We start from the raw sequence: 14651 nt of genomic DNA, 5'->3' as shown, positions 1-14651 counted from the left end.
AGGCGCCCGATTGCCCGAGCCTTCCCTGTTTATTGTCTTTTAGCGGTTTGAAGGGCTCGCTTTCCGGAGCGGGCACGCACCGCCAGTGAGCCCGCCGTGAATCCACTTCCCCTCGTCAGCCTGGTCATCCCTGCCTTCAACCCGAGGTTTTTCGAACGCACGCTGCGCAGTGCCGTCGGTCAGGGTTATGCCAACCTCGAAATCATCGTGTGTGATGACAGTCGCGGCGACGAGATTCGCGCGGTTGTCGATCAGGTCTGCGAGCACAGCGGCGTGCCGGTGCGCTATGTGCGCAACCCGCGCACGCTCGGGCTGGTGGGCAACCTGCAGGCGTGTCTGGCGCAGGCGCAGGGCGAATTCGTCAAATTCCTGTGTGACGATGACTTGCTGTTCGGCTCGTGTATCGAGGTTCAGGCGCATCTGCTGAGCGAGAACCCGGACGTCAACCTCGCGCTGGCCCAGCGTCTGTACTGGGATGCCAACGACGCGCCGTTGCCGTCGCGTCTGGAAAACACGCCGTTGTCGCCAAACAGCTGCGTGTTCAAGGGTGAAGACCTGCTGGCGATTTTCGAGAAGTTTCCGGTGAACATTCTCGGCGGCTTCAGCAGCTCACTGTTCCGTCGCGCCGACCTGCTGCAGTGGTTGCCGGCGCTGACCGAGCCCGGACACTGTTTTGTCGCCAGCCTCGATTTTGCCTTGTACGTCTGCCTGTTGCGGCGCGGCAACGTGGCCGTGTCCAACCAGGTGCTGATCGTCGAGCGCTTGTATCCCGAGCGCCTGAGCAATCAGCAGTCGATCAAGGATGCCCTGCAAACCGAACGCCAGTGGCTGATGCAAATGATTCAGGCACGCAGCGGTGAGGCCGCGCCCGCGCCAGGCTGGGCACGTTATATGCCGTTGGATCGCCTCGGCGAAACCCCGCGAGTCTGGGAAGAACTGGCGCTGAACCGCACGCTGGGCAACAGGCAGACCACCGAGATCTGGGAAGTCGGTATCGCCAGCGAAAGTTTTGCCGAGCTCTACCAACAGTGGCTGGCCTGCCGGACGCTGACCGACTGCCAGCGCGAGCTATTGCCGGACACTTTGGCGGGCTGGCCGCGCGTGCCGAAAATCGTGCCGATCATTGTTGACGAGCATGGCAGTCGTGCCGCGCTGAACGTCACCCTCGACTCACTGGCCGCGCAAGATTACGCGCCTCACCTGACGTTGGTGCTGTCCGTAACCTGCACCGAAGCCGCGCTGGACGGGCGAGTGTTCCGCTTGCCGCTGCAAGCGGATTGGCAACAGCAGATCAACCAGATGCTGGCGCAGCTCGACGGCGCTGACTGGTTTTATTTGCTGCGCGCCGGTGATCGACTGGTGGCGCCGGCGCTGCTGATGATGGCCGAGCGCATCGCCACGACGCCGGCGTTTGCCTGCCTGTATGGCGACGAGGGCGGATTGCTGCAGGGCGAGTCGACCGACCCGGTGTTCAAGCCGGATTTCAACCTCGATCTGATGCGCAGCTATCCGTACGTCGGTCGGGCGCTGGCCTTTGAATGCGAGCGTTTCCTGGCGCTGGGCGGTTTCGATTCCGGGCACGGTGAATTGGCCCCGCATGATCTGCTGTGGCGTCTGGTTGAAACCGACGGTACGCAGGCGATCGGTCACGTTGCCGAAGTGCTGCTGGAATCCGCTTTCGACTTGACCCAATGGTTGTCGCTGCCCGAGGTGATGGAAGCCAATCCGTTGTTGCTGCAAGCGCATCTGCAACGCCTGGGCATTGCGCACCAGATTCGCGACGGCAGTTCGACGTTGCTCAATCGCGTCGATTATCTGCATGTCGCTCGGCCGCTGGTGTCGATTGTGATTGTCAGCAACGACCAGACGGTCGCGGTACAACGCTGCGTCGAGAGCCTGTTGGAAAAAACGTCTTACGGCGAATATGAGCTGCTGCTGGTGGACAACGGCAGCCAGAGCGAGGAGGCGCGCATCTGGTTCGACGGCATGACGCAATTGGGCAGCGAGCGGATTCGGGTCATTGCCTGGCCGTCGCAGGACTATCCACCGCAGGGCAATGCAGCGGCGGTGGGCAATTTCGCCGTGGCGCAGGCGCGTGGCGAATACGTGCTGATGCTCAATCCTTACGCGGTGATCACCCAGGGTGACTGGCTGACCGAGCTGCTCAACCACGCGCAACGTCCGGAAGTCGGTGCCGTCGGCGCCAAGCTGTTCAACCCGGAAGGTCGAGTGGTGCAGGCCGGTTTGATTCTGGGGCTGCATGGGCCGGCCGGCGTGCCGTTTGCCGGCGAGACCCTGCACGCGAAAGGCTACATGTATCGCCTGCAAACCGCGCACAACCCGAGCGCCGTCGCCGGTGATTGCCTGATGCTGCGCAAAGCGGTTTTTGCTGCCGTCGGCGGTTTTGACGAGCAAGGCCTGGCGCAGTCGCTGAACGACGTCGACCTGTGCCTGCGGATCGGCCAGCAAGGCTATCTGGTGGTCTGGACGCCGCACGCACAATTGGCGCTGGGCGCGCAACCACCGCAAGCCGCCGATCAGGCCCGTAGTGATCAGGAGCAAGAGGTTTTCTACAAGCGCTGGTTGCCGGTGATCGCCCGTGATCCGGCGTACAACGTCAACCTGACGCTGGAGGGCCGGGGCGGGGTCAGTTTTGTCCTGGAGCCGGGTTTGCGCAGGGGCTGGAGCCCTTTTTCGAAATCGCCGCTGCCGAAGATTCTTGCCTTGCCGGCCAACGCTTCAGCCATCGGCCACTATCGCGTGACGCAGCCGTTGCTCGAGCTCGAAGCCGCCGACCGGGTGCGCGGGCGTATCTACTACAACCGCCCTTCGATTATCGAAATCGAACGGTTGTCGCCAGACGTGATCGTTCTGCAGGGCCGTTATTCCGAAGGGCTGATCAACGAGATCCCGGTGTTTCGCACCTATTCCAACGCGCGGCGAATCTACGAGCTGGATGACTACGTAATCAACGTCCCCCAGCGCAATGCGCACATTCGCAACATGCCGGGCAGCGACGACATGGAGAAGCTGGTGCGCCGGGCGATCGGCATGTGCGACCGCGTCGTGGTGTCTACCGAAGCCCTCGGCAATGCGTTGTCGGACATGCACGACGACATCCGCGTGGTGCCGAACATGCTCGCCAAACACCTGTGGAGCGACATGCCGAGCCAGCGCCGTACCTCGAAAAAACCGCGCGTCGGCTGGGGTGGCGGCACCAGTCACCATGGCGATCTGGCGGTGATCGCCGAGGTCGTGCGTGAACTGGCGAACGAAGTCGACTGGGTGTTTTTCGGCATGTGCCCGGATGATTTGCGCCCGTACATGCATGAGTTCCACGGCGTGATCGGCCTCGACGTGTACCCGGCGAAACTGGCCAGCCTGAACCTCGATCTGGCCTTGGCGCCGCTGGAATTCCACGTTTTCAACGACTGCAAAAGCAACCTGCGCCTGCTCGAATACGGCGCGTGCGGTTACCCGGTGATCTGCAGTGACACCGAGGCGTATCGCGGTTATCTGCCGTGCACGCGGATCAAGACCAACACCACCGATGAATGGCTGCAAGCGATCCGCATGCACCTGGCCGACCCGGATGCCAGCTATCGCATGGGCGATCAGTTGCGCGAAGTGGTGATGCGCGACTACGTGCTGCGCGGCGACAACTTGCGCTACTGGGAAAACGGCTGGCTCGCCGACTGAACCAAACCCGTAGGAGCATGGCTTGGCCGCGATGGCGGTTTGTCAGTTGACCTGATGTTGAATGTGCCACCGTCTTCGCGGGCAAGCCTAGCTCCCACAGGAGTTGGTGGTGATGCCTCCATCCAGATCCAGCACGATCACTGTGGGAGCATGGCTTGCCCGCGATGGCGGTTTATCAGTTGACTTGATGTTGAAGGTGCCACCGTCTTCGCGGGCAAGCCTCGCTCCTACAGGAGTTGGTGGTGATGCCTCCATCCAGATTCACCACGATCACTGTGGGAGCAAGCCTCGCTCCCACAGGTTTTCCTGGTCGTGAGCTGGCGCGTTTCCTGCAAGCCCCCCTTTATATCGCCATAAAACGAGCACTGACGGCGTTGTCAGCGGTGCCGTGCGCGGCGTTCAGCGTTTTATCCAGATGGCCCGCACATGCTTGAAATAGCGTGCCCGGGCCCTGTGACGAGCAAGAGGGGAAGCGGATGAAGGCAGTTATTTTGGCGGGTGGTCTCGGCACGCGCATCAGTGAAGAGTCGCACCTCAAGCCCAAGCCGATGATCGAGATCGGCGGCAAGCCAATTCTCTGGCACATCATGAAGCAGTACTCCGCGCACGGAATCCACGATTTCGTGATTTGCCTCGGCTACAAGGGCTACGCGATCAAGGACTTCTTCGCCAACTACTTCCTGCACACCTCCGACGTCACCTTCGACATGCGCAACAACCGCATGGACGTGCACCAGAACTACAGCGAGCCATGGCGCGTGACGCTGATCGACACTGGCGAAGAGACCATGACCGGCGGCCGTTTGCGCCGTGCCTCGCGCTATCTCGAAGACGAGCAAGCGTTCTGCTTCACCTACGGCGATGGCGTCTCGGACATCAACATCGGCGCGCTGGTGGATTTCCATTTGGCCCACGGCAAACTCGCCACCGTCACGGCCGTTCAGCCACCCGGACGTTACGGTGCGCTGGAGCGCGACGGCGATTCGGTAATGGGCTTCACCGAAAAACCTCGCGGTGACGGCGGCTGGATCAATGGCGGTTTCTTCGTGTTGTCGCCCAAAGTCTTGCCGTTCATTGCCGACGATCACACGTCGTGGGAAGCCGAGCCGCTCGCCGCGCTGGCCCAAGACCAGCAATTGCAAGCCTTCCAGCACGACGGTTTCTGGCATCCGATGGACACCCTGCGCGACAAAAACCATCTCGAAGCGCTGTGGCAGAGCGGGGAGGCCCCATGGAAGCAATGGGATTGAGCCCGGCATTCTGGCGCGGCAAACGGGTTCTGGTCACCGGGCACACCGGTTTCAAGGGCAGTTGGCTGACCCTGTGGCTGCAAAGCCTGGGTGCCGAAGTCAGCGGTTTTGCCCTCGATCCGTCGACCGAACCGAGCCTGTTTGAACTGGCACGAGTCCACGAGGGCATCAACGATCAGCGCGGCGACCTGCGCGACCTCGGCGCCTTGCTGGAACTGATCGCCGACACCGAACCGGAAATCGTCCTGCACCTGGCGGCGCAACCGCTGGTGCGCGAAGGCTATCGCGACCCGTTGGGCACTTATTCCAGCAACGTCATGGGCACGCTCAACCTGCTCGAAGCGATCCGCCAGGTCGGTTGCGTGCGCGCTTGCGTGCTAGTGACCACCGACAAGGTCTACGCCAACAAGGAATGGCTGTGGCCGTATCGCGAGGACGAAGCGCTCGGCGGTCACGACCCTTACAGCAGCAGCAAGGCTTGCTGCGAATTGCTCGCGCAGTCATATGCCGCCTCGTTTTTCGCCGCTGATCGCTATGAAGAACACGGTCTGGCGCTGGCCACCGCCCGTGCCGGCAATGTCCTCGGCGGCGGCGATTTCGCCCCGGAGCGGTTGATCCCGGACGTGCTCAAGGCATGGTCGGCAGACGAACCGGTAACCCTGCGCTATCCGCAAGCGGTGCGCCCGTGGCAACACGCGCTGGAGCCATTGGCCGGTTACCTGCAACTCGCGGCCGGCCTCTACGAACAAGGCCCGCAATACGCCGGCGCGTGGAACTTCGGCCCGAGCGAAGCGGATATGTGCAGCGTTGGCGAAGTGGTCGAACTGCTCGCCAACCGCTGGCCGCAAGCACGCGGTTTGCGCATCGAGCCGAGTGAATTGCACGAAGCCGGCCTGTTGCGTCTGGACAGCAGCCGCGCCAAACAACTGCTGGGCTGGCAACCGCGCTGGTCGTTGCAGCAATGCCTGGCGCAGACGCTCGACTGGCACCTGGCGTGGCAGAACGGCGAAGACATGCGCGAAGTCACCCTGAACCAATTGAATCTCTACAAGGATCGGTCATGAGCGAGCTGACACTCCATGCGTTGAAACTGGAAGGGTTGTTTCTGATCCAGCAAAAAGTCTTCTGCGATGATCGCGGACGTTTTGCGCGATTGTTTTGCCAGACCAGTCTGACCGCGCAGGGCCGGCCGTTCGCGATTCGCCAGATCAACCATTCGCGGACCGCCGAGCAGGGCAGCGTGCGCGGATTGCATTATCAACACGCCGGTTTTGCCGAGTCCAAGTTGATTACCTGCGTGCGCGGCGCGGTGTGGGATGTGGTGGTGGACCTGCGCCCGCAGTCGCCAACCTATCTGCAATGGCACGCCGAAGAATTGCGCGCCGACGATGGCCGCAGCCTGCTGATCCCGGCGGGTTTTGCCCACGGGTTTCAATCGCTGACCGACGATTCCGAAGTGCTGTACCTGACCGACGCCGATTACGCGCCGGCGCATGAAGCAGGGTTGTCGGTGAACGATCCGGCGTTGGCGATCCCTTGGCCGTTGCCCGTCAAGAACTTGTCGGCCAAGGATGCCAGCCATCCGCTGCTCGACGACACGTTCCGCGGGGTCGAGCTGTGACGGCTCGCGCATTGAACGTGCTGGTCACTGGCGCCAGTGGTTTTGTCGGCCGGCACCTGGTCAGCGCTTTGCTCGGCAAAGGTTTCAAGGTCCGCGCGGTGTCGCGCGACCTCGATGCGGCGCGAGCCTTGCCGTGGTTCGACGAGGTGGAATTCGTCGCCGCCGATATTCAGGACCCGAACCTCGACGTCGCAGCCCTGGCCGAGGGCATTGACGTGATCGCGCACCTGGCCTGGAGCGGTCTGCCGAATTATCAGGCGCTGTTCCATTTCGAGCGCAACTTGCCGCTCGATTACGCATTCCTCAAGCGGGTGATCGAGGCCGGCGTCAGCCAGGTTCTGGTCACTGGCACCTGCTTCGAATATGGGCTGCAAAGTGGTCCGCTCAGCGAAGCCATTGCGCCGCAACCGAACACGCCTTATGGCTTGGCCAAACACACCTTGCGCCAATTTCTTGAGGCGTTGCAGCGCCAGCAGCCGTTCACGTTGCAGTGGGCGCGGTTGTTTTATCTGCATGGCGAAGGGCAGAACCCCAACAGTTTGTTGGCCAGCCTCGACCGCGCGATTGATGCCGGTGAGGCGCAGTTCAATATGTCGGCGGGCGACCAGTTGCGCGACTACCTGGAAATCCGCCAGGCCGCCGCCATGCTCGCGGCGCTGGTGGCTCGTCGCGATGTTGCCGGCGTGATCAATTGCTGCAGCGGTCAACCGGTGTCCGTCAGGGCTTTGGTCGAGCAGCGCGTGGCCGAACGTCAAGCAAATATCGCCCTCAACCTCGGGCACTACGGTTATTCCGCCCACGAACCGATGGCGTTCTGGGGCGTGGCCGAGCGGATTTCGCAATTGGCAGGAGAACAACATGCAGCATGAGCTCTATCGTGTCAGCGGCCTGCCGGTCTTGCAGAACCGCACGTTTGCCAGCGCCGAACAGGCGCGCGCCTCGGGCAGCGCCGACATCGTGTTGGTGCAGGACAGTGACAGCGGGCTGATCTTCAATCAGGCGTTCGACGCCAGCAAGCTCAGCTATGACGCCGACTATCAGAACGAACAGGCGCATTCGGTGCAATTCCAGCAGCACTTGAATGACGTCGAGGCGATTCTTGCCCGGCATTTCAAGGGGCAAAGCCTGATCGAAGTCGGCTGCGGCAAAGGCTATTTCCTCGAAATGCTGCGCGGGCTCGGCTACGCGATTACCGGCATCGACCCTTCCTATGAGGGCGATAACAGCGAAGTGATCAAGGCGCCATTCACTCAGGAATTGGGCCTCAATGCTGACGCGATTGTGTTGCGCCACGTGCTGGAACACATCAGCGACCCGGTGAGTTTTCTCGCCGATATCGCCGCCGCCAATCGCGGTGGGCAGATCTACATCGAGGTGCCGTGCTTCGACTGGATCGTCGAGCACAACGCCTGGTTCGACGTGTTCTACGAACACGTGAATTACTTCCGCCTCGCCGACCTGCGCGGGTTGTTCGATACCGTGCATGAAGCCGGGCATCTGTTTGGCGGTCAGTACCTGTACATCGTCGCGGACCTGTCGACGTTGCGCCGCACACCGCTGCAACCGCCGCAACTGCTCAGCCTGGCGGACAACTTTACCGCCAGCATCGATAAAGCCGTGCAGATCATTCAGGCCAGCGGCAGCCACGGCGCCGGCATCTGGGGCGCCTCGTCCAAAGGCGTGATTTATTCGCTGGCGCTGCAACGTGCCGGGGTCTCGGTCGAGCACGTGGTCGACATCAACCCGTCCAAGCAAGGCCGTTATCTGCCGCTGAGCGGGGTGCGCGTGTCGTCGCCGCAAGAGGCGATCGACGGCCTGCCCGAAGGCGCCCATCTGTTTGTGATGAACTCCAACTACCTCGAAGAAATCAAGCGCATGACCGGTGGACGCTACGTCTATCACGCCGTCGACAGCGCTTCATTCCAGTGACTATTGAGACCTCGAAATGACTGTAAGTACGCTTCCCCAAACCTTCGAGCCGACGCTGCCCCTGAGTGAATTGTTGACGGTGGTGTTGATCACCCACAACCGCCCGGTTTTCCTGCGCCGGGCGTTGCAGTACTACCGTAATCTGCCTTGCAAAGTGATGGTGCTGGATTCGTCGAGTGAACGTCCCGACGGCGACTTTTCGGCGGTCGATTATCACCATTTGCCGCAGATCGCCTATTGGGGCCTGCAGTCCAAATTGACCTTCGGCGTCGAGCGATTGACCACCCCGTACATGGTGTTCGCCGCCGACGATGATTTCTTGCTGCACGGTGCGCTGGGCGAAGCGGTGAGCTTCCTCGAAGCCAATCACGATTACGCGCTGTGCATCGGCTACAGCCTGATGTATCTGGCGATGGCCGGCAGCGTCAATTACTTCCGCCGCGACAAAAAGGTCTGCGAGGACTATCCGTCTGAGGACGCTGGGCAGCGGCTGCAGGGTTTCATGCACCAGTTCATCCCGCCGTTTTATGGCGTGTGCCGCACCTCGGTGGTCAAGGACTGGTACGCCAGATTGCCGCAAGGCACCAGTTTCGAATGGCAGGAAATCGGCCACGCCTACTTCCTGTTGATGAACGCCAAGGCGCGCATTTTGCCGATCCCGTACTCGGTACGGGAAATGAACTATGGATTCTCCGATCACGACACCGACGTCTATCGCGCGCTGAGCTATACCGACGCCAAGTCGGTGGCCGCGCGTGAGGCGTTCGCCGACTTCCTCGCCTCGCTGCCGCATGGTGTCGAGCACCTCGAGCCGGCACAACGCAAGGCGCTGGCGCTGGACAGTTTTGCGACCATGGCCGACAGCCTTATCGCCCATCGCGGCTTGACCATGGAACTGATTTTCGAGTCGTGCTGGAACCACGCAGTGGCCGAGCCGGTGCGGCGCTTCGGGCCACGGCAATATGTCGAAATGCCTTTCTACAATCAGCCGTTTTTCGATCTGCTGACCGAGATCGAATTCCTGATTCACGCAATGCCTGCCGGGCGCGTGCAGCTGGAAAGACTGGAAGGCGTGTGGACTCGCCAGGAGCATCTGTTGCGCGCGCGCAACAACGATACGCCGCAAAGTGTCGCCGACCGTTTGTGGCAGGCCCACGATCTGGACGTGTTCAACCGCGCGGTGGTCAAGCGCCTGGCGCAACAGACGCAATTGCTCGGCGAGGATGACGAGGCACAAAACCTGACCGAGTGGGCCGGGCGTCTGGAAGCGCTGTCAGCGAAAGACCCGCACGCGGTTTTCAGTCGCATGCACTCCAGTCGCTTGCTCGATTGGCTGGCCGCGCGTCAGCCGGATGCCGAGCAGGCCGCGCAAATCGCCAGTCACTTGGCGGCGCATGACGGCGGCCCGCAGTTCGGGATTTTTCTGCTGGATGTCGACAACGACATCGACAAAGTTCAGGTCACGCTCGACAGCCTGGTCGAAGGTCACTGCAAAGCTTTCAAGATTGTCGTGTTCACCACCGGTGAGCCGCCAGCGGCGACCACTGCGCAAAACACCCTGCACTTTGTCCGGGTGACGCAAAGCAATTTCGTCGACAAGCTCAACCAGAGCGCCGGCCAATCGCCGTGCGACTGGCTGTTGCTGGCGCAGGCGGGCGACGAGTTCACACCTGGCGGGCTGCTGCGCGCCAGTCTCGAATTGCTCAATGTCAGCGGTCTGGACGCTGTGGCCACCGATGAAATCCAGCGCAAAGCAGATGGCGCACTGGTTGATGTGTTCCGTCCGGGGTTCAACCTTGATCTGTTGCAAAGCCTGCCGGCGCTGATGGCGCGGCACTGGTTGATCCGTCGAGAGGCGGTGCTGGAAGTGGGCGGTTATCAGGCCGATTTCAGCAATGCCCTGGAGTTCGACTTGTTGTTGCGCATCATCGAGCACAGTGGCCTCGGCGGCCTCGCGCACCTCGACGAACCGCTGCTGATTACCCAGGCGCCGGAGCTGGAAGAAAACGCCCACGAGCGACTGGCATTGCTGCGGCACCTCGGCAATCGCGGCTACAAGGCCAAAATCACCTCGCAACTGCCGGGCACTTACCAGATCGATTACCGTCACGCCGAGCGGCCACTGGTGTCGATTATCGTCCCGGCCGGGGATGATCTGGCCGCGCTGCAACGTTGCGTCGACGGGCTGCTGCTTAAGACCCGTTACCTGCGTTACGAAGTATTGATCGCGGTTAATCCGGCCCAGTCGGCGGCCGTCGATGACTGGCTCGGCGCGTTGCAAAACATCAAGGTGCGCCTGCTGCACGCCGAGCAACCGATGAGCGACGTGGCGTTGAGCAATTTCGCCAGTGAGAAAGCGCAGGGCGAGTACCTGGTGCTGCTGGCGGCCGACGCCGAAGTGGTCAACCCGAACTGGATCGAGTCGCTGCTCAACCATGCGCAGCGTCCGGAAGTCGGGGTGGTCGGGGCGAAACTGGTCAATCGCGACGGCAAGATCTCCAGCGCCGGGCTGATTCTCGGGTTCAATGGCGCGGTCGGCTCAGCCTTCGTCGGCGAAAAGCATGACGCCAGCGTGTACTTGCAACGCCTGGCCGTAGAGCAGAATTATTCTGCGGTGTCGAAGGTGTGCCTGATGGTGCGCAAGGAATTGTTCGACGACTTGGGCGGGCTTGATGACGAAACGTTTGCGCAAGGTTTCAGCGACGTTGACCTGTGCCTGCGCGCCGGTCAGGCCGGCTACGTGACGGTGTGGACGCCGCTGGTGCAGGTTCTGCATCAAGGCGAGCAACCGTCAGCGCCGCAGGCGCTCGAGGCATTACGCGAAAAATGGAGCACGGCGTTCGCCCAGGATCCGGCCTACAGCGCGCATTTGGCGTTGACCGGCAAAGGCTTCACATTGGGTGAAAGCGCGCCGATCAATTGGGCGCAACTGCTGGCCTGAGAGGCGTGAGCTGACAGAGGTCACTTGGCGCGGCAACCGCGCCAAGTTGTCTGAACGCGCATTTGCTGGTGAAATGCCTGGCCCTTGCGACGAGCATTTGTTCGTAGCAAAGGTTCAGGCAGCCACCGTGACCCGCAGTTTTTCCGGTGGAAGACGTCACGTGGTTTCTCCGGGAAAAGCACTTTTGAACAGCGTCGCAATCATTCTGGCCAATCGTGCCGAACACTATTATCGGGCTCGCATCGATGCGCTTTTGCGCGCGTTGAAAACGCGTGGCGGTTGGCGATGAGTGCGGCGATGAAAGTGGCGATGAGAGTGCTGATCCGCTCCGACGCCTCACCGACGATTGGCAGCGGCCATATCGCGCGTTTGCTGCCCTTGGCCAGAACCCTGCGCCAGCAAGGGGTACACGTGGCGTTTGCCTGTCGCGAATTGCCCGGTCATCGCCTCGACAGCCTCGCCGCCGAAGGTTTCGAGACATTCTGTTTGCCGGCGCGTTATCCCGATGAAGACCCGCAACAGGCAATCGAGTCGATGCTGCCGTGGCAGGCCGACATCGATGCGCTGGACCAATTGCTGCAAAACCACTCAGCGTTCGACTGGGTCATCGTCGACCATTACGGCCTCGATCATCACTGGCAAACCGCCGCTCGGCGCTGGGCGCCACGGATCGCGGCGGTGGATGATCTGGCGACACGCACTTACCGCGTCGATCTGCTGCTCAACCAGAATCTCTCGGGTACCGCCGAGGCCTATGTCGGCCTGCTCGGTGACGATTGCCAGACCTTGTTCGGCCCGCGCTTCGCTATGCTGCGCGATGAATTTTGCTGTCCGGCACTGCCGATCAAACCCGTGGCCAAACGCGTGTTGGTCAACTTCGGCGGCTTCGATGCGGCGCGGCAAACCCATCACGCGATGCTGGCGTTGCAGGATTTTCATGATCTTGAGGTCGATTTTGTCGCTGGCGCCGCCAACCCGGCGTGGGACGAGATGCAAGCGCTGGCGGCCGCGCGGCCGAATTGGCGCCTGCACAGTTTTGTCAGCGACTTTCAGCGCTTGATGACCGAAGCCGATCTGTTTGTCGGCGCTGGGGGTGGCACCAGTTGGGAACGCGCGGCGATGGGCTTGCCGACGATTTGCATCGCTGTGTCGAATAATCAGCAGGCCAACGGCGAGGTCATGGCCACCTCGGGCGCGCACGTGTTTCTCGGCGCGCGTGAGCAGGTCAGCGTCGAGCAGTTGCGCCTGGCGGTGGGTTTTGTCGCCGGCAATCAGGGCTTGCGCCAAAGCATGGCCGAGCGCTCGCGACAGTTGGTCGATGGCCGTGGCGCACAGCGCGTGGCGGCAGCGCTGGTCGGCGCAATGTTGCCGTTGCGCGAGGCGACGCTCGACGATGCTCGTCTGTTGTTCGCGGGACGCAACGCCGAGGCCGTGCGGCGCTGGTCGCTGGACAGCCGCGAGATCGATTGGCCGGCGCATCAGGCGTGGCTCGCGGCGAGCCTGGACAATCCGCAGCGTTTGTTGCTGATCGCCGAGGCCGCTGATGGCCCGGTCGGTGTGCTGCGTTATGAGCTGCGCGGCGTCAGCGCCGAAGTCTCGATTTATCTGTTCGAAGGACGTTTTGGCCTCGGGTGGGGCAGGGCGCTGCTGGCGCGCGGCGAGGCGTTTGTCCGCCCCCGTTGGCCGCAACTGCAAAGCCTCAGCGCGCAGGTATTACCTGGCAATCAGCCGTCGCTGAGGCTGTTTGCTGAGGCAGGTTTCACGCAGAGTGCCTGCGTGTTCACCCGTCTCATGCCCGCAGACCTGGATCTGCCCGAGCCCTTCATCTAGTACCTGAACAGCGCGCCACGGCACTCCGCGGCTCATTGGTCGAATAAGCGTTGTCGGGTTGATTCGGCAAAATAGCGTGACCTGTGAGTCATAACGCGCATCTTCACTGTATTGTATTGACCGGGGAGATGGCGCCTGGCCCGTTATCGGGTCCAGTGATAGCCCTCAACGCTCCCCGCTGTCGCCCGTTGCGGCGACTGAAAATCACTGTATGTCGGCGCCCCTCGAATCCTTGCGAGCGGTGGTATTGGGCTGTTTATTATTGGGAAGCCGTAATGATTGGCATAAAGAGCATTGCGAGCTACGTTCCTGTAGCCGGCGTGGACAATTACGCACAAGGTGCAAAATTCGAGAAGGATGAAGAGTTCATCCTTGGCAAGATCGGTTCAGCGTTCCTGCCGCGCAAAGACGCCGCGCAGGAAACCTCGGACCTGTGTGTCGAAGCCGTCAACGCGTTGTTCGCCAGCAACCCTGAGCTGAAACGCGAATCCATTGACGTGCTGATCGTCGTCACCCAGAACGGCGACGAAGAAGGCCTGCCGCACACCGCCGCAATTGTTCAGGACAAGCTCGGCTTGTCGACCAACGTTGCCGCGTTCGATATCTCGCTGGGCTGCTCGGGTTACGTCTATGGCATCTACGCGATCAAGGGTTTCATGGAAGCCACCGGCCTGAAAAACGGCTTGCTGGTCACCGCTGATCCGTACTCGAAGATCGTCGACCCGGAAGACCGCAACACCACCATGCTGTTTGGCGACGCTGCTACCGCGACGTGGATGGGCGAAGAAGCGCCGTGGCAGTTGGGCAAAGCCAAGTTCGGCACCGACGGTTCCGGCGCGCCGCACTTGAAGGTCACCGATGGCGTGTTCTATATGAACGGTCGTCAGGTCTTCAACTTTGCCTTGCTCAAAGTCCCGGCGCATTTGCACGAGTTGCTCGATGAGTCGAATTTGCAGGCTGACGATATCGACGCCTTCTGCATTCACCAGGGCAGCGCGGCAATTGTTGACGCCGTCGCCCGACGTTTCGAAGGCGAACCGGAGAAATTCATCAAGGACATGGTCGAGACCGGCAACACGGTGTCTTCGAGTATTCCGCTATTGTTGGAAAAGCACGTACTGGACTCGGACTGGAAACGCGTGGCACTGAGCGGTTTTGGTGTGGGCCTGTCGTGGGGCTCGGCGATTATCTATCGCCCTTAAGCAGTAGTTGGTACGAAAAAACCATCAGCCGGCTACAAAAAAAGCGTTCAAGGCATCCCTTGAACGCTTTTTTTTGCCTGCGCGAAAAGTGGCTTTGGGCAGCGCTGCAACGCCGCTTGGCGCCACGGACAGTTTTATGACGTCATTTTTATGTGGGTGGAATCGCGCTAAGCCTTTGT

General features: G+C 61.3%; 9 protein-coding genes. All 9 read left to right on the top strand.

Annotated elements, in window-relative coordinates:
- The first annotated feature begins 96 nt into the window (after positions 1-96).
- Positions 97-3699, top strand: a complete 3603-nt coding sequence (locus BLU01_RS04860; RefSeq protein WP_092271495.1) for a glycosyltransferase — start codon at positions 97-99, stop codon at positions 3697-3699.
- Between the two features lie 476 nt (positions 3700-4175).
- On the top strand, positions 4176-4949 hold the full coding sequence (gene rfbF, locus BLU01_RS04855) for a glucose-1-phosphate cytidylyltransferase (protein WP_092271493.1): 774 nt from the start codon (positions 4176-4178) through the stop codon (positions 4947-4949).
- Positions 4931-6013: a CDP-glucose 4,6-dehydratase gene (gene rfbG, locus BLU01_RS04850; protein WP_092271491.1), complete on the top strand. Its 1083-nt coding sequence runs from the start codon at positions 4931-4933 to the stop codon at positions 6011-6013. Before rfbF ends, rfbG begins: the two co-directional genes overlap by 19 nt.
- On the top strand, positions 6010-6570 hold the full coding sequence (gene rfbC / locus BLU01_RS04845; protein ID WP_092271489.1) for a dTDP-4-dehydrorhamnose 3,5-epimerase: 561 nt from the start codon (positions 6010-6012) through the stop codon (positions 6568-6570). The genes rfbG and rfbC overlap by 4 nt, the downstream gene beginning before the upstream one ends.
- 11 nt (positions 6571-6581) lie before the next feature.
- Positions 6582-7439 (top strand): NAD-dependent epimerase/dehydratase family protein, encoded by an 858-nt coding sequence (locus BLU01_RS04840; RefSeq protein WP_092271487.1) that lies wholly within the window; start codon positions 6582-6584, stop codon positions 7437-7439.
- Positions 7429-8499 (top strand): class I SAM-dependent methyltransferase, encoded by a 1071-nt coding sequence (locus BLU01_RS04835; protein ID WP_092271485.1) that lies wholly within the window; start codon positions 7429-7431, stop codon positions 8497-8499. The genes BLU01_RS04840 and BLU01_RS04835 overlap by 11 nt, the downstream gene beginning before the upstream one ends.
- A gap of 16 nt (positions 8500-8515) precedes the next feature.
- Positions 8516-11440 (top strand): glycosyltransferase family 2 protein, encoded by a 2925-nt coding sequence (locus BLU01_RS04830; protein WP_092271483.1) that lies wholly within the window; start codon positions 8516-8518, stop codon positions 11438-11440.
- Between the two features lie 309 nt (positions 11441-11749).
- Positions 11750-13270 carry a UDP-2,4-diacetamido-2,4,6-trideoxy-beta-L-altropyranose hydrolase gene (gene pseG / locus BLU01_RS04825; protein ID WP_092281469.1) on the top strand — a complete coding sequence of 507 codons (1521 nt, stop codon included), beginning with the start codon at positions 11750-11752 and terminating at the stop codon, positions 13268-13270.
- Between the two features lie 275 nt (positions 13271-13545).
- Positions 13546-14472, top strand: a complete 927-nt coding sequence (locus tag BLU01_RS04820; protein WP_092271481.1) for a ketoacyl-ACP synthase III — start codon at positions 13546-13548, stop codon at positions 14470-14472.
- The last annotated feature ends 179 nt before the right edge of the window (positions 14473-14651 follow it).

It is taken from the genome of Pseudomonas prosekii (assembly GCF_900105155.1).
GTDB lineage: Bacteria > Pseudomonadota > Gammaproteobacteria > Pseudomonadales > Pseudomonadaceae > Aquipseudomonas > Aquipseudomonas prosekii.
The sequence above is the reverse complement of the archived record's forward strand: the minus strand, read 5'-3'. Positions and strand labels throughout refer to the sequence as shown.

Coding starts and splice junctions, on each gene's coding strand:
- BLU01_RS04820 (WP_092271481.1), top strand. CDS start 13,546: ATGATTGGCATAAAGAGCATTGCGAGCTACGTTCCTGTAGCCGGCGTG.
- rfbC (WP_092271489.1), top strand. CDS start 6,010: ATGAGCGAGCTGACACTCCATGCGTTGAAACTGGAAGGGTTGTTTCTG.
- pseG (WP_092281469.1), top strand. CDS start 11,750: ATGAGAGTGCTGATCCGCTCCGACGCCTCACCGACGATTGGCAGCGGC.
- BLU01_RS04835 (WP_092271485.1), top strand. CDS start 7,429: ATGCAGCATGAGCTCTATCGTGTCAGCGGCCTGCCGGTCTTGCAGAAC.
- BLU01_RS04830 (WP_092271483.1), top strand. CDS start 8,516: ATGACTGTAAGTACGCTTCCCCAAACCTTCGAGCCGACGCTGCCCCTG.
- rfbF (WP_092271493.1), top strand. CDS start 4,176: ATGAAGGCAGTTATTTTGGCGGGTGGTCTCGGCACGCGCATCAGTGAA.
- rfbG (WP_092271491.1), top strand. CDS start 4,931: ATGGAAGCAATGGGATTGAGCCCGGCATTCTGGCGCGGCAAACGGGTT.